Below are 15,451 nucleotides of genomic sequence, written 5' to 3'. Positions count from 1 at the left end.
GCGCTCGCAATGACGGTAAGGGAATCGACTCGCTTTTTGTTCCCATTTTGTTCTAACCTCCCCGGCATGGTCGATACCATGCCTGCTCCCACCCGCCTGATCCGGATCGATGCCGCTTTGGCTGCCGCCTTCGGGCCGCCGCCGCGCTGGCTGTATCCGGACCCGGTCGAGGTGCTGGTCCTGGCCCTGCTGTCCGCGCGCACCCGGGACGAGGTGGCGCTGGCCGCCCACCGGGTCCTGCGGGTGCGCTTCCCGCGCTGGGAAGCCCTCCTCGAGGCCGATCCGGCGATGATCGAGCGGCTGATCGGCCGCACCACCTGGCCCGACCGCAAGGCGCAGACCTTGCAGGAGGCGCTGCGGGCGCTGCAGGCCGCGCGCGGCCGGCTGGAGCTGGACTTTCTCGCCGACCGGCCGGTCGAGGAGGCGATCGCCTGGCTGCAGACGCTGCCGGGCGTGGGGCCGAAGACGGCCGCGTGTGTGCTGCTGTTCAGCCGGCTGCGGCTGCGCGCTTTGCCGGTGTCGACCGGCCATCACCGCATTGCCAAGCGGCTCGGCCTGATCTCGCGCCGCGCCGGCGCCGAAGCGGCGCATGAGCCGCTGCTGGCGATGCTGCCGCCGGACTGGGACAACGACCGGATCGAGCGGCACCACTGGCTGGTCAAGCGCCAGGGCCACGACCACTGCACCGACCGGCGGCCGCGCTGCGGCAGCTGCCCGGTGCGGGAGCTGTGCCCGAGCCGCGGCCGCATCCTGCCGGCGCCCGAGCACCGCATCCGCCAGCTTCCCCTGCCCTTCCCCGCCATCGGCATCCGGGTACATCCGGGATTCGCAGCCGGCGGCCCGACGGAATCTTCGGGAGGTCGTTCGCCGGTCCTTCGGCACGCGCGAACGAAACCTTCTCTCTCGGACGAAACCTCGGGTGTTCGATCCTCCGCCGATCTGATAACTTTCCCAAAAATAGAGCAGTTGGAGGTTCGCCCGTCTGCGAGGACGTGAACCCGATCTCCATCCTGGAGGGTTCAAATGTCGCTCATCAGCACTGTTGCTTATTCGCCCGACCCGACCGACGGCCAGGCCCTGGGCCTGGACGTCGCTCTGAACGGCGCCACCCGGCTGGTGGTCAACTGGGGCGACGGCTCGCCGCTGCAGCTCTATCAGTTGGAGCCGGGCAGCACTTCGATCCACCTGTCGCACGACTACGCCGGCCCCACGGCCGGCACCATCGCAATCCGCGCCGCCGCCCCGGGCGTGCCGGACGAGCGCACCACCCTGAACCTCTTCGTCGGGGCGGATGAAGCCTACACCCGCGTCTCCGCTGATCCGGAGGAGCCGGAGATCACCCGCAAAGGTCCGGTGATCTCTGCCGACGGCCAATGGGTGGCCTGGGCCGACGCCTACAACGAGATCTACAGCGGCTACGGCGTCACGCTCAAGAACCTGGTCGACGGCACCACCGTCAGCCTCGGCAGCACCCATGGCGATGCCTATGAGTTCGATGGCGGTCCGGTGATGCTGGCGAACGGCAACGCCACCTGGTTCGCCGAGAAGTACTCCGGCATCGAGGGATACGAATTTCACCCCGTCGTCCTTTACCGGACCGAAGCGGGCGACTGGACCACGCTCCGGGACGCGTATGACGTCACGGTCACCGACGACGCCAAATATGCCGTCTACCGGCAGGACTCGACTCTCGCCTCGGACAATGGCTGGTATCTCCGCGACCTCGACACCGGCACCAACACCTATCTCGGGTCGAGCAGCCCCGAATATGACGGCCCGCGCTACCACGTGCATGTCGTCGACGGCCAGTTGGTGGTCGACGACGACACCACCGGGCAGCAATCGGTCAGCGGGCCGCTGGCCACGGACACCACGGCCGATGGCAGCCTCACCGTCGTCGCCACCGACGAGGCGCTGGCGCCGGGCGACACCAACAGCGGCTCCGACGTCTATGTCCAGGAGAACGGCACGGCCGAGCCCCCGCCACATTCCGGCACCGCCGGGCCGGACGTGCTGCTGCTGGGCGCGGCGAACGACATCGCCGAAGGCGGCGCCGGCAAGGACTATCTGGCCGGGGGGCTCGGCGACGACAGCCTGAGCGGCGGCGCCGGCGACGACCTGTTGGAGGGCGGTGCCGGGGCGGACAGCCTGGCCGGCGGCGACGGCATCGACGCCGCGGGCTATGCCACCAGCCTCGCCGGGGTGCAGGCCAGCCTCGACCGGCCGGCCGGCAACACCGGCGCCGCGGCCGGAGATACCTATTCCGGAATCGAGACCCTGCTGGGCAGCGCCTTCGCCGACCGGCTCGAGGGCGACGCCGCAGCCAACGCCCTGCGCGGTGGCGCCGGGGACGACCGGCTCGGCGGCCTCGGCGGCGACGACCGGCTGGCCGGCGGCGACGGCGCCGACGTGATCTCCGGTGGCAGCGGCAGCGACCGGATCTATGGCGGTGCCGGAGACGACCGCATCACCGGCGGCGCCGGGGCGGACACGTTGGTGGTCCAGCCCGGCTTCGGTCGCGACGTGGTGACCGATTTCGACCATGCGGGCGGCGACGTGGTCCTGTTCGACCGCGCCGTCTTCGGCAGCTTCGGCGAGGTCATGGCCCATGCCGCCGATTACGGCGCGGACGGCACCGTGATCACGCTCGACGCCGAGGACAAGCTGATCCTGCTCGGGGTCGACCGTGCCTCGCTGGTGGCCAGCGACTTCGCCTTCGTCTAGGCGCTACGCCGCCAGGCTGGGCTGCGGACCGACATAACGGCTGTCGGGTCGCAGCAGCCGGCCGGTCTGCTCCTGCTCCAGGATATGGGCGGTCCAGCCGGCGACGCGGCCGATGGCGAAGGCCGGGGTGAACAGTGACCGGTCGAGCCCGACCGCGTCGAGCACCAGGGCGGTGTAGAACTCGACATTGATGTCGAGCGGCCGGTCCGGCTTGTGCTTGTGCAGCGCCGCCAGGGCCGCTTTCTCGACCGCCTCGGCCAGGGCGATGCGCGGGCTGGACAGGCGCGCGACCACCGATTTCAGCACGTCGGCGCGCGGGTCGCGGGTGCGGTAGATGCGGTGGCCGAAGCCCATCAGCCGGCGGCCGGCCGTGAGCTCCCCCTCGATCCAGCCGGGCGCGGCCTTGGCGGCGCCGATGGCGTCGAGCATGTCCAGCACCGGCCCCGGCGCGCCGCCATGCAGCGGGCCCTTGAGGGCACAGAGCGCGGCGGTGACCGAGGCCACCGTCCCGGCCAGGGTCGAGGCCACCACCCGGGCGGCGAAGGTCGAGGCGTTCAGGCCGTGGTCGGACACGGTGACGAGATAGGCGTCGAGCGCCCGCGCCAGCGCCGGCTCGGCCGGCTTGCCCGCCAGCATGCGCAGCAGGTCGGCGGCGTGGCCGGATTTCGGATCGGGCGCGATCGGGGTCTTGCCCCGGGCCTGGCGCACCAGCGCCGCCAGGAACACCGGCATGGCCGCGACCAGGCCCAATGGGGAGCCATCCGCATCGTCGGCCAGGCCGGCGATCATCGCCCGCAGCCCGTCGATCGGCGGCAGCCCGGCGGCGGCCGGCAGCAGCCGCGGCACATGGCGGAAGGCGGCGGCGCGGGTGACGCCGAGCCGGGCCTTGAGGTCCGCGGTGTCGGCGAAGCCGTCCCACAGCAGCGCCAGCACGCCTTCGAAATCGAGCGTCCGCGCCGCCTCCTCGACCGGCAGGCCGCGGATCACCAGCACGCCACGCTGCCCGTCCACCAGGCTCATCACCGTCTCGGCGGCGACGATTCCGTCCAGTCCTGTCGTCATCTCGACCTCCTTCTTCGCAGATGCACAAAAGGTCGAGCCGAACGGATAGGTTGTCAATCTTGATAGATGCGATCAATGTATCTGGATGATTTGTTGGGACATTCCCTTTTTGTCATCGCCGGGCTTGACCCGGCGATCCAGGGGGCTGCCGCTGCGCGAGCCGGCCTACGCAAGGTCCGCGTACAAATCCCGCCACTCCGGATTCTCGCTTTCGATCAGCGCGAGCTTCCAGCGCCGTGGCCATTTCTTGAGCGCTTTCTCTCGCCGGATCGCTGTCTCGACCCAATCGAAGGCTTCCACATGAACAAGCATCTTCACGCCGTAGCGTTTGGTGAAGCCGTCGACCTCACCCATCCATGATCCAGGAGCCCAACCTGTCGGCGAGCGAGGCGGCGGCGGAGCTGGGGGTCAGCCTGGCGACGCTGTACGCCTATGTCAGCCGCGGCATGGTCCGCTCGATCGCCGAGCCCGGCCGCCGCCAGCGCCGCTATGCCGCCGCCGACATCCGCCGCCTGGCCCGCAAATCCGAGCCCGAGGCGACCCCGCCGCCGCTGTACTGGGGTCAGCCGGTGCTGGAATCGGCGATCACGCTGGTGGCCGGCGGGCGCCTCTATTACCGCGGCCGGGACGCGGTGCGGCTGGCCGAGAGCGCGACGCTGGAGAGCGTGGCCGGGCTGCTGTGGAATGTCGCCGCCGACGACCCCTTCGCCGCGCCGGTGGCGCCGCTGCCGCCGGTTGCCGCGCGCATCGCCGCCGAGGCGGCCGGCCTGCCGCCGATGGAGCGGGCCATGGCGGTGCTGCCGGCGCTGGGCGTCGAGGACGACCGCGCCCTCGCCCGCTCCGCCGCCGGGCTGCAGCGCACCGGGGCAAGGCTGCTGCGCTGGCTGACCGCGGTGATGCTGCGGCGCCCGGCCTCGGCGGCGCCGGCGCATGAGGATCTGGCCGAGGCCTGGGGCGCAGAGTCCAAGGGAGCCATTGGCGGCGCCGACCTGCTGCGCCGGGCCCTGGTGCTGTGCGCCGACCACGAGCTGACCGCCTCGACCTTCGCCGCCCGCATCGCCGCCTCGACCGGCGCCTCGCCGCATGCCGCGGTCGCCGCCGGGCTGGCGGCGCTGAACGGCCCGCTGCATGGCGGCCTGAGCGCCCGCACCGGCACCTTCCTGGAGCTGGCGCTGGGCGCCGCCGACGCCCGCCGCCTGGTGGTGGAACGGCTACAGCATGGCGAGGACCTGCCCGGCTTCGGCCACACCCTCTACCCGGAGGGCGACCCGCGCGGCCAGCACCTGCTGGACCGCATCGTCGCCACCCTGCCGGACGGGCCGGAACTGGCGGTCGCCCGCACCCTGGTCGAGACCGTGTTCGACCTGACCGGCGAGCGCCCGACCATGGACTTCGCCCTGGTGCTGGCGAGCCGGCTGATCGGCCTGCCGCCCGAGGCGCCGCTGGCGGTATTCGCGCTCGGCCGCAGCGTCGGCTGGATGGCGCATGTGATGGAGCAGTATGCGGCCGCCCGGCTGATCCGCCCGCGCGCCCGCTATGTCGGGGCCCAGCCTTAGGACCCTGCCTCCTCGCGCAGCCCGACCAGGCTGTAGATCGGCACCGGCTCGCGGGCGCCGCGCGGCACTTCGTTGCCGACGAAGCGGAACTCGAACCCCTCGCCCGCCTCCTGCCGAACCGCCTCGCTGACCAGGATGGTGGTGCCGTGGATCTTGTTCAGCACCTCGAGCCGCGCCGCCACGTTCACAGTGTGGCCGAGCGCGGTGTAGTTCATCCGGTCGACCGAGCCGACATTGCCGACCACCGCCTCGCCGGTGTGCAGGCCGAAGCGGGTCGGCATCGCCCTGCGGCCTTCGGCCTCGAACTCGGCGTTCAGCCGGTCGATCCGCGCCGCCGCCCCGAGGGCGCCACGGCAGGCGCGGCGGACATGGTCGGGCTGATCCTCGGGCGCGTTCCAGAACGCCATGACGCTGTCGCCGATATACTTGTCGATGGTGGCGCCGCTGGCGATCAACTCCTCCCCCAGCGCGCCGAAATAGCGCGAGGTGCGCTCCATCAGCTCCTCCGGCGGCAGGCTTTCGGCCAGGGCGGTGAAGCCGGCGACATCTGAGAACAGCACGGTGACCGGCTGGCGCCGCCCGCCCAGCGCCGGCACCAGCGTCTGGCCGAGGATGCCGCGGACGATCTGGCCCGGAACATAGGCGGCGAAGCTGCGCAGGGTGAGGCCGAGCACGTCGATCGCCGAGGATAGCGACCGGATCTCCTCGATCCGCGACCCGCCCGGGCCGCCGCCATGGAAGTCGAACCGCATGATCCGGCCCAGATCGCCCGTCACCCGGCGCAGCGGCCGGGCCAGGGCCCGTGCCGCGACCAGGACGATGCCGAGCGCCAGGACCGTGGCGCCGACGCCGATCAGGAGCGAGACGTAGCGGATGCGGTCGGCCGGCCCGACCACCAGGTCGTAGGGATAGGCGATGCCGAGCACCACGTCGGGCATGCTCATGCCGATCGGCTCGAATCGTTCGAGATAGGATTGGGCCCCGAGCGCGCCGGTGAAGTTCCGGCCGGTGCCGACGGATTGGAAGCTGCGATACATCTCGGCCAGGATCGGCGACCCCAACTCGCCCAGGAGCGGCAGATGTTCCGCACGGGCTTCCCGGAACTCGGTGCGGTAGCGGACGCCGTCGGGATGGGCGATCAGCGCCCCGGACCGGCTGAACACCACCAGCTCGAGCTCACGCTCCTTGCGCAGATCGGCCAGGGTACGGTCGAGGACCGCAAGGCCGATGTCGATCCCGAACACGGCGCCATCCGCCAGGCGTGACTTGCGCGCCAGGCTGACGCCGACCTGGTCCATGGTCGCGAAGCGGTAGGGCTGGGTGATGATCGCCCCGCCGGCCGCCACCGCCGGCGCATACCAGGGCCTGGTGCGCGGGTCGAAGCCGGTCGGCATCACCTGCGGCTCGCCGATCGGCCGCCCCTCCGCATCCGTCACCACCCAGCGCGCGGTCGCGCCGTCGAGGGTGGGTTCGACGAATTGCAGCGCATAGGCCGCGCCGGGCAAGGCCGTGGCCGTCACCTCCGGCAGATGCGCCGTGGCCAGCGACTGCACCAGGACGAAGCGGCCGTCGTCCCAGGCGGCGAAGAAGGCGGTGGCGGCCGGCAGCACCTGCTCGAGGTCATGCAAGGTGCCGCGCATCACCGCGCCCAGATGATCCTCCGGCACGTCGGTCTCGATCGTCAGCGTGGCCGTGTCCAGCACCACATCGGCGAGGTGCAGCCCGTTGCGGAACTCGTCCCGCACCCGGCTGACGATCCGGTCGAACCGGGCATCCGCATCGGCGCGGACCAGCGTCGTGACCTCGCCGTGGTTGTACCAGATCAGGCCGCCGGAGATCGCCAGGACGATGACGGCGAACACCGCCGCCACCACGACCTGCAGCTTCCACGGTCCGAATCCGGTTGCAGTCACCCCCCGCATGCCCCCTCCCAGGGTTGTGCCCGCCACCCTAGCCCGATGGCGCGCCGGCCGGAACCTCCCCGATCGGGCCATGCCCGGCAAATCGGGGCTGCCCTTCGATCACGACGTTTGACACGCCTCGCCGGCCCGCGCTTGCCTGCAGGGAAACGCCCCGCGCCGCTGGATCATGACCGCCCTCTACCTGCCCGTCGCCGCCATCATCCTCGGCATCTCCGTCCTGCAGATCGCCAACGGCATCCTGGTCACCATCCTGCCGATCTCGCTGACCGAGGCCGGCTATTCGATCCAGGCCTTCAGCGCGGTGGCGACGGCACATTCGCTGAGCTTCCTGCTGGGCTGCGTGCTGTCGACCCGGATCATCGGCGCGGTCGGGCACATCCGCGCCTTCGCCGCCTATGCCGCCGCCACCTCGGTGACGGCGCTGAGCTTCACCGTCGCCCCCGACCCGGCCTGGTGGATGGCGCTGCGCCTGGTCACCGGCTTCTGCTCCGCCGGGCTGTTCACCGTGGCCGAGAGCTGGCTGAACGAGATGACGCCGAACGCCCATCGCGGCCGGGTGTTCTCGGTCTACACCATCGTCCAGAAGGTGGCGCTGGTCGGCGGCCAGTTCGTGCTGCTGATCACCGGCGGGCCGGTGGTGCTGGGGCTGTTCATGATCGCCTCGGCCTTCTATTCGATGTCGCTGATCCCGGTGGCGATGACCCGGGCCCCGACCCCGTCGATCGCCGCCATCCGCACCCTGCCGCTGCGCCAGCTGTACCGGATCGCCCCGGCGGCGGTGATCGGCTGCGTCTCCAGCGGGCTGATCAACAGCGCCGTCGCCTCGATCGGCCCGATCTGGGGGCTGCAGGTCGGGCTCGGCGTCGGCCTGGCCGGCGCCATCCCGGCCATGTCGCAGGTCGGCAACCTGCTGGCGCAATGGCCGCTGGGCCGGCTGTCCGACCGGATCGACCGGCGCAGCGTCATGCTGGGCGCCAGCGTCGTCACCATCCTGGTGTCGCTGGCCCTGGCCCTGGCGCGGCCGGATTCCGACTGGCTGCTGGCGGTGCTGTTCGGGCTGTGGGGCGCGGCCTCGATCTCGACCTACGGCATCTGCGTCGCCCATGCCAACGACCTGGCGCCGCGCGGCACCGCCGTGGCGCTGTCGAGCAGCCTGCTCCTGTGCTGGGGCGTCGGCGCCTGCGCCGGCCCGCTGGTGGCGTCGACCGTGATGGGCTGGGTCGGACCGCAGGGGCTGTTCCTGCACGGTGCCGCCATCGCCACCGTCACCGCGGTCTTCACCGCCTGGCGCATGACCCGCCGCCAGGCCCTGCCGGCGGAGGCGCGCGAGCCCTTCGTCAACCGCCCGGCGACCAGCCCGATCGTCGGCGAGATGACCGCGCGCGAGTCGAAGACGCAGTAGCCGCCTGAGGCGCGATGTCTCTCTTCTATTGTCATTGCCGGGCTTGACCCGGCAATCCCAGGGGCCACCCGGAGCGGCATCGACAGCTTCTGGATGCCCGGGTCAAGCCCGGGCATGACAGCAAGGGGTATACCAACCCCTTGCTTGTACGCCAGAATCGGAAGCGGGCGGCCCGGAGGCCGCCCGCTTCGCCGCAACAAGGCTGTTTCGCGACGACCGCTACGCCGTCCGCCGCGACGCGGGCTGCACGGCGAGACGAGGGGCTGTCATTTTCGCCGGCGCCGCGGCGGTTCCGCGTCCGCGCCGCTCGCCTGCGAAGTCGCCTCGTCTCGCCAATCCTCGCCCCGAGCTGAGCAGCCTCGACAGCTCGCGCCGGGCCCGGGACAGGCGGCTCTTCACCGTGCCGACGGCGCAGTTGCAGATCTCCGCCGCCTCCTCGTAGCTGAAGCCCGAGGCCCCGACCATCAGCAGGATCTCGCGCTGGTCGGGCGTCAGCATCATCAGCGCCCGGCGGAAGTCCTGGAACTCCAGCTTCGAATCCTGTGATGGCGGCACCCAGAGGAGGTCGAGATCGACCCCGTCCTTGGGCTCGGCCACGAACTTCCGGCGCCGCAGCTGGTTGACGTACTGGTTGCGCAGAATCGTGAAGATCCAGGCCCGGAAGTTGGTGCCCGGAGTGAACTGGGTCTCTGCCCGGAGCGCGCGAAGGATCGCGTCCTGGACCAGATCATCGGCGCGATCCGCATCACCGCTGAGCGAACGCGCGAAGGCCCGCAGATGCGGGATCGCCTTGGTCAGCTCAGCGTGAAAGTCGAATGGCACATTCCCCTCCTTGTTGACGCCGACGGCTGTGCCGGCCACGCGGGATCGATGGTGGTGCGGTCCGAACTGTCGGCACCGAATAAGGCAGAAATTCGGCCCTTCCGCCATGCGCCCGGCCTGTTTCGGTCAGCGATCCTTGTCCTCCTTCGGCTTGTCGGTGCTCTTGGCACCGTCCTCGAGCATCTTCATCAGGTCGTCCGGCAACGGCTCCTCCAGCACCGGATCGTACAGCGATCGGAGCTGCTGCGAGAGCCAGTTGTCGAATTGCGGCGGCCGCTTCAGGCGGTCCGGTCCCGGACGACCGGGATCGGTCGGCCGCGCCCCCGCTTCCCGCCTTCGCGTTTTCTCGCCGCGACGTCGATTCATCAACGCTCGATCCCGCTCTGCTTCGGCCATTGGTGGTACCCTACACTACCAATCCTCGACCAGGATGGAAGTTCCTGCGCCACCCCTTGCCTGCCGGCCGGTTCTGCGGCATTGGAACGGATTGCGATCCGGGGCGACGGCCGCTAAGCATGACGCTGGACGGGCAAGCCCTCCCGTATTCGTAAGGTGGACGCGATGACCGGCTCTTCGCAGGAGATTCTGAAGCACCTGCCCTACCTGCGGCGCTATGCCCGGGCCCTGGTCGGGTCGCAGGAGCGGGGCGACCAGTATATGCGGGTGTTCCTGGAGGCGATCCTGGAAGATCCGCAGCGGATCCCGGCGGACGGCAACCTGCGGGTCCAGATCTTCGCCGTGTTCCATGACGTCTGCACCCTGCTGCACGCCACCGACGAGGAGGACACCGCGGCGCCGCTGGAGGGGCTGGTGCCGGTCGAGGCCCGGCTGTCGCAGCTGACGCCGACACAGCGCCAGGTGCTGCTGCTGGTGTCGCTGGAAGGCTTCTCCTTCGAGGATGTCGGCTTCATCCTGCACCTGCCGGAGACGGAGGTGCGCGACCTGCTGGACGCCGCCCGCAAGGAGATGCAGCGCCAGCACCCGGCCCGGATCCTGATCGTCGAGGACGAGCCGCTGATCGCCATGGACATCGCCCGCATCGTCGAGGAGATGGGCCACACCGTCTGCGGCACCGCCGCCGACCATGCCGCGGCGGTCGCCCTGGCGAAGCGCGAGTCGCCGCACATCGTGCTGGCCGACATCCAGCTCAAGGGCGGCGACAGCGGCATCGAGGCGGTGCAGGACATCCTGCGCGGCATCTCGGTGCCGGTGGTCTTCGTCACCGGCTTCCCCGAGCGGCTCCTGACCGGCGAGCGGCTGGAACCGACCTTCGTCGTCACCAAGCCGTTCAAGCCCGAGGCGCTCGTCTCGGTGATCGGCCAGGCCCTGGCGATGCATCCGCCGCCCGCGCTGGTGTGACGCCGGGGTGGCGACCGGATCGAGCGGCAGCACCATGACCACCGCCCTGATCACCGCCATCGACACCCGCGAGGAGCGCGACGTGATCGCGGCCCGGCAGCGTGTCCGGCTGGTGGCGACCGAGTTGGGCTTCGACGGTCGCGACCGGGTGCGCATCGTCGCCGCCGCCTCGGCCATGACCCGCAGCTTCCTGGCGCGCTTCGAGCAGGCCAATCTGTCGCTGCTGGTCACCGCCGGCCCGCCGATGGCGCTGGAGATCGTGCTGGCCGCGCCGCGCCGGCCGCTGGGCCAGGGGCAGCCGCAGCGGCCGCGCCTGGACACCGCGGCAGTCCGGGCGCTGATGGATTCGGTCGAGCTGCGCCACGCCCGCGGCGTGGTCCGGCTGGTAATGCGCAAGGAGCTGCCGGCCAGCGCCGGCCGCGACCCGACCGCGCTGGCGCATCGGACCATGGCAGCACTGGCGGACGAAACCGGCGTCGATCCCTTCGAGGAGGTGCACCGCCAGACCGTGGAACAGATCGCCAGCCTGACCGAGCTGCGCCAGCGCGAGGAGCAGCTGATCGCCGCCAACGCCCAGCTGCGCGAGGTCGAGCGGGCGCTGCGCGCCAGCCTGGAGGAGAAGGACGTGCTGATGCGGGAGGTGCATCACCGCGTCAACAACAACCTGCAGATCATCTCCAGCCTGCTCAACCTGCAGGCCTCGCGCGCCACCGAGCCGGCGGTGCGGGAAGAGCTGGCGGTGGTCGGCCACCGCATCCAGTCGCTGAGCCTGGTGCATCAGAAGCTGTACCATTCCGACGACCTGTCCCATATCGACGCCGGCGGCTATGTCCAGGATCTGTGCGCCCATCTGCAATCCGCCTTCGCCGCCGGCACCGGCCCGGTGGCGCTGACGGTCGAGGCGCCGCACCAGCAGATCCCGCTGGACAACGCCATCCATCTCGGCCTGATCGTCAACGAGCTGGTGACCAACAGCCTGAAGCACGGCTTCCGCGACGGCCGCGGCGGGCATATCGCCGTGTCGCTGCAGCGCACCGACGACGACAGCCTGACCCTGACCATCGTCGATGACGGCCGGCCCGACGACGGCAGCCGGCGCGGCTTCGGCATGACCCTGGTCGAGGCCATGGTCCGCCGCCTGGACGGCATCCTGACGATCGACCGGAACGGCGGCACCCGCACCACCCTGACCGTGCCAGTGCCGAAATCAGCCCCGCAAATTCGTTCCGAATCAGGGCTCTAGAAAGAAAACTCACATCACAAGATCAACTTCAGCCTCTATAGTATTGATGACGAAATACAAGGCCAATTGTCTGGCAATTTTCTGTGTGCAATCAAACACCTCGCGACGATCCTTTAGAAAAACACTCCACACTTGCTGAATTTATGGTATAGTCCTTCGTGCAGTACCTTCTGCACCCTTCCGCTTCCTAACGACCTTAACCAAGCCGCGGTCCCCCGCGGCTTGTTTTTGTATGGATGCCGGGCGAGTTCAGGGGACGACGAAGGTCAGCGGGATCTCGGTCGTCGACTTGATCTCCTCCATCGCGAACATGGAGGTGACGTCCGCCAGCTCGATGCGCGCGATGATCTTCCGGTAGAGCGCGTCGTAGCTGCCGATATCGGCGACATAGGCCTTGAGCAGATAGTCGATCTCGCCGCTCATGCGATAGACGTCGACGATCTCCGGCAGGTCGCGCACGGCACCGCTGAAGCGCTCGAGCCATTCGACCGTGTGCTGGTTCGTCCGCACGGCGATGAACACGGTCACGCCGACATTGAGGGCCGCCTTGTCGAGCAGCGCCACGCGCTTGCGGACGATGCCCGCCTGTTCCAGCTTCTGCACGCGGCGCCAGCACGGCGTGGCGGAGATGCCGGCCTTCACCGCCAGGTCGGCCAGTGCGATCGTCGCATCCGCCTGCAGCGCCTTCAGGATCCTGAGGTCGATCTCGTCGAGCTTGAGCGAGGACGACGAGGCCATGGCACGGGCTCCTTCCTGCGCGGCGCGCGGGCGGCATCGCCCCAAAAGCCGATCATGGAATCAGTTTCTACCAGAATGGCGAAACGGGAAAATCCATTTCCATTGGCCGAGTGGTCTCCGGCAACAACGCAAGCTGCTTCCCGCCGGTCCGGCATACGCTGTTGTCATGTTTGGAGAGGCAGGCCGGACCATGAACCACGCCGTTGCAGCAGAAGCCCTCCGGTCCACCGCCGGGTGGAGAGGCGCGATGCTGGAGACCCTGCCGGATTTCGCCGGATCACCGCAGGCGGTGCTGGAGCATGTCGTGGCCCATCCCGAGCTCGTCCGCAATCTCGACCTGGAGCACAAAGCCGGCAGCTATGCCCGCACCCTGCTCTGGGGCGATGCCGCGTCGAGCGTCTGGGCCATCGTCTGGGACCGCGGCGCCCGGACGGCGATCCATGACCATCACTGCTCCTGCGCCTTCGGCATCGTCAGCGGCCGCCTGACCGAGTTCCGCTTCCGGGCATTGGACGAGGTGCGGGTGGCGAAGACCTGGGAGACCGTGCACCGGCCCGGCGACATCGTGTCCCTGGCGACGGCCCAGCCCAACATCCATCAGATGGTCAATGACAGCGGTGCGATCGCAATCTCGCTGCACATCTACGGCTTCGACCCCCGCGTGCACGACTCCTCGGTCAACCGGGAGTACGTGGCCATCGGAGACCGTCCGTAAATGCTACTGGCGCGGCCGTCTGACGGCGGACTCGAAGCTTCCGGTGCTCACGCACCAAACGTGCGCTGCGCTCCGGTTCTCGAAACCACCGCCAGCCGACTCACGCCAGCGCATTTCCAAACGGTCTCCGACGCTCTGCCCGTCCGGCGTCAGCCCCCCACACCTGCCTGCAGCACCGGGGCGCCGTGGGTGTGGGGGATCTTGTCGGCGAAGACCTTGACGAAATCGTCCACCGCATGGTCGGTCGCGAGCGGCCGCAGCGCCTCGTCCGTGTAAGCCGCAGCCGCCGGATCGGCCTGCACCCGCTTCATGATGGCACGGTAGCGCCGGAGCAGGGTGATCCACTGCGCGGCCACCTTGACGAACTCGACGGCACGGCGGGGATAGAAGATCAGCGGGTTCTCGATCGGCAGGCCGTGCCGCCGTTGGGTCCGCAGCTTGCGGCGGGCATAGCCGAACTGGAGCGGATGCACGCCCTCGATCCGCGACGCGCCGGAGAACACGGTGAGGATGTCGGCGATCTTCTTGAGGCTGAGGCCGCTGACCGCGGCCCGCCGCAGCACCGTCTCGACATGGTCGTCGGTATAATAGCGGCCCCAGGCATCGCGATAGACGCCGTCCCACTCCTCCTTCGACATCATCGCATGGCCGGTGCAGACATGCTCCAGGTCGTATTTGTTCATGTCCGGGTCCATCGGCACCCGCTTGAGATACAGGTTCTTGTGGTCCTCCGAGCCGGGCAGCGGCGTCAGGCAGAAGAATTCGAGGATGTCGATCGGCAGCTCGCGCTTGATGATCTCGATGTCGCGGGCGATGCTCTGCGGCGTGTCGGTCGGGAAGCCGAGGATATAGCCGGCCCAGGTCATCACCTTCTGGCTGCGCCAAGCCTGCAGCATCTCACGGTATTCCCAGATCTTGTTCTGGCGCTTCTTGGTGTTGAGCAGCGATTCCGGGTTGATGTTCTCGAGCCCGATGAAGACGGCGTTGCATCCGGCGCGCGCCGCCTTCTCGATGAAGCCCGGGATGCGGTGGCACAGCGTGTCGACCTGCAGCACCAGGCGGATGCGGAAGCGATGCTGCTCGCGCAGCTCGATCAGCCGGTCGAGGATCGGCTCCCAGTTGCGGTTGCGGGCGAAATTGTCGTCGGTGACGAAGAAGCGGGTGACGCCCTGCGCCTGATTGGCGCGCACGATCGCCTCGACGTCGTCCGCCGTGCGATAGCGCGACTTCCGCCCCTGCACGTTGATGATGGTGCAGAACGAGCATTGGAACGGGCAGCCGCGCCCGGCATCGAAGCTGGTGTAGTGGCCGGCGATCCGCTGCACCACGTCGCGCGGCAGGATCGGCAGGGTCGCCGCCGCCATCTCGGGCATATCGCCGAGGTAATTGTAGATCGGCTTGAGCTGCCCGGCATCGATGTCTTGCAGCAGGGCGCCGAGGCGGCCCTCGCCTTCGCCCGCATACAGGCTGATGCCGAGGTCGAGCGCCTCCTGCAGGTCGGGCGGCAGTTCCGGCAGCATCGAGATGCAGCCGCTGACATGGAAGCCGCCGATCACCACCGTCAGCCCGGCGGCGCGGAACCGGCGCGCCAGATCGAGCGCGCGGGGATACTGGTTCGACTGGACGCCGACCAGGGCCACGAAGCCGGCCCCCGCCTCGCGGATGCGGCGCGTGATCGCGGCGACATCGACGACGGTGTTGCATTCGTCATAGGCCTCGATGGCGATATCGACATCCGGCCCGAGCACCCGTTCCGCGGCGCATTCCGTCAGCAGGCCATGCACGCTGGCCAGGCTGTTGGACGGGATGGTCGAGCGCCGCCATTGGATGACATAGCCGTCGTCGTCGTAATGCGACGGCTTCACCAGAACGATCCGAAACGCCCGTGCCCCCATGGCGCTCACCCCA

General features: G+C 69.3%; 14 protein-coding genes. 7 read left to right on the top strand and 7 right to left on the bottom strand.

From position 1 onward, the window contains the following. Window positions 1-78 precede the first annotated feature (78 nt). On the top strand, window positions 79-996 hold the full coding sequence (locus QFZ27_RS19720) for an endonuclease III domain-containing protein (protein WP_429228099.1): 918 nt from the start codon (window positions 79-81) through the stop codon (window positions 994-996). A gap of 27 nt (window positions 997-1,023) precedes the next feature. Then, the gene (locus QFZ27_RS19715) at window positions 1,024-2,724 is read left to right on the top strand and encodes a calcium-binding protein (protein WP_429228098.1); all 1,701 of its coding nucleotides are present in this window, start codon (window positions 1,024-1,026) and stop codon (window positions 2,722-2,724) included. A 3-nt stretch (window positions 2,725-2,727) separates the two neighbouring features. On the opposite strand, the gene QFZ27_RS19710 is transcribed toward QFZ27_RS19715, so the two are convergent. After that, window positions 2,728-3,786 (bottom strand): citrate synthase/methylcitrate synthase, encoded by a 1,059-nt coding sequence (locus QFZ27_RS19710; protein WP_429228097.1) that lies wholly within the window; start codon window positions 3,784-3,786, stop codon window positions 2,728-2,730. 165 nt (window positions 3,787-3,951) lie between these two features. Then, window positions 3,952-4,140, bottom strand: coding sequence for a GIY-YIG nuclease family protein (locus QFZ27_RS19705; RefSeq protein WP_429228096.1), 189 nt, complete (start codon window positions 4,138-4,140; stop codon window positions 3,952-3,954). A 2-nt stretch (window positions 4,141-4,142) separates the two neighbouring features. Between QFZ27_RS19705 and QFZ27_RS19700 the strand changes: the two genes are divergently transcribed. Next, on the top strand, window positions 4,143-5,342 hold the full coding sequence (locus QFZ27_RS19700; protein WP_429228095.1) for a citrate synthase: 1,200 nt from the start codon (window positions 4,143-4,145) through the stop codon (window positions 5,340-5,342). On the opposite strand, the gene QFZ27_RS19695 is transcribed toward QFZ27_RS19700, so the two are convergent. Next, window positions 5,339-7,255 (bottom strand): adenylate/guanylate cyclase domain-containing protein, encoded by a 1,917-nt coding sequence (locus tag QFZ27_RS19695; protein ID WP_429228094.1) that lies wholly within the window; start codon window positions 7,253-7,255, stop codon window positions 5,339-5,341. The genes QFZ27_RS19700 and QFZ27_RS19695 overlap by 4 nt on opposite strands. Before the next feature lie 175 nt (window positions 7,256-7,430). Here QFZ27_RS19695 and QFZ27_RS19690 point away from each other — a divergent pair, with 175 nt between their 5' ends. Beyond that, window positions 7,431-8,666 carry an MFS transporter gene (locus tag QFZ27_RS19690; protein ID WP_429228092.1) on the top strand — a complete coding sequence of 412 codons (1,236 nt, stop codon included), beginning with the start codon at window positions 7,431-7,433 and terminating at the stop codon, window positions 8,664-8,666. A 219-nt stretch (window positions 8,667-8,885) separates the two neighbouring features. Here QFZ27_RS19690 and QFZ27_RS19685 read toward each other — a convergent pair whose 3' ends face one another. Continuing rightward, a complete protein-coding gene (locus QFZ27_RS19685) occupies window positions 8,886-9,596 on the bottom strand; it encodes a sigma-70 family RNA polymerase sigma factor (protein ID WP_429228091.1) in 711 nt (236 codons plus the stop codon). 18 nt (window positions 9,597-9,614) lie between these two features. Continuing rightward, window positions 9,615-9,884, bottom strand: coding sequence for a NepR family anti-sigma factor (locus QFZ27_RS19680; RefSeq protein ID WP_429228089.1), 270 nt, complete (start codon window positions 9,882-9,884; stop codon window positions 9,615-9,617). A 165-nt stretch (window positions 9,885-10,049) separates the two neighbouring features. Between QFZ27_RS19680 and QFZ27_RS19675 the strand changes: the two genes are divergently transcribed. Both QFZ27_RS19675 and QFZ27_RS19670 read left to right on the top strand, forming a co-directional pair. Continuing rightward, window positions 10,050-10,847 (top strand): response regulator, encoded by a 798-nt coding sequence (locus tag QFZ27_RS19675; protein ID WP_429228088.1) that lies wholly within the window; start codon window positions 10,050-10,052, stop codon window positions 10,845-10,847. A gap of 7 nt (window positions 10,848-10,854) precedes the next feature. Continuing rightward, a complete protein-coding gene (locus QFZ27_RS19670; protein ID WP_429228087.1) occupies window positions 10,855-12,090 on the top strand; it encodes a sensor histidine kinase in 1,236 nt (411 codons plus the stop codon). 249 nt (window positions 12,091-12,339) lie between these two features. Here the strand turns inward: QFZ27_RS19670 and QFZ27_RS19665 are convergent, their stop codons facing one another. Beyond that, window positions 12,340-12,828 (bottom strand): Lrp/AsnC family transcriptional regulator, encoded by a 489-nt coding sequence (locus QFZ27_RS19665; RefSeq protein WP_429228086.1) that lies wholly within the window; start codon window positions 12,826-12,828, stop codon window positions 12,340-12,342. Between the two features lie 247 nt (window positions 12,829-13,075). On the opposite strand from QFZ27_RS19665, the gene QFZ27_RS19660 reads away from it, so the two are divergent. Further along, window positions 13,076-13,543: a cysteine dioxygenase gene (locus QFZ27_RS19660; RefSeq protein WP_429228085.1), complete on the top strand. Its 468-nt coding sequence runs from the start codon at window positions 13,076-13,078 to the stop codon at window positions 13,541-13,543. 149 nt (window positions 13,544-13,692) lie between these two features. On the opposite strand, the gene QFZ27_RS19655 is transcribed toward QFZ27_RS19660, so the two are convergent. Then, on the bottom strand, window positions 13,693-15,408 hold the full coding sequence (locus QFZ27_RS19655; protein ID WP_429228083.1) for a B12-binding domain-containing radical SAM protein: 1,716 nt from the start codon (window positions 15,406-15,408) through the stop codon (window positions 13,693-13,695). Between the last annotated feature and the right edge of the window lie 43 nt (window positions 15,409-15,451).

This window comes from Inquilinus ginsengisoli, assembly GCF_050434925.1.
GTDB classification, from domain to species: domain Bacteria; phylum Pseudomonadota; class Alphaproteobacteria; order DSM-16000; family Inquilinaceae; genus Inquilinus; species Inquilinus ginsengisoli_B.
The sequence above is the reverse complement of the archived record's forward strand: the minus strand, read 5'-3'. Positions and strand labels throughout refer to the sequence as shown.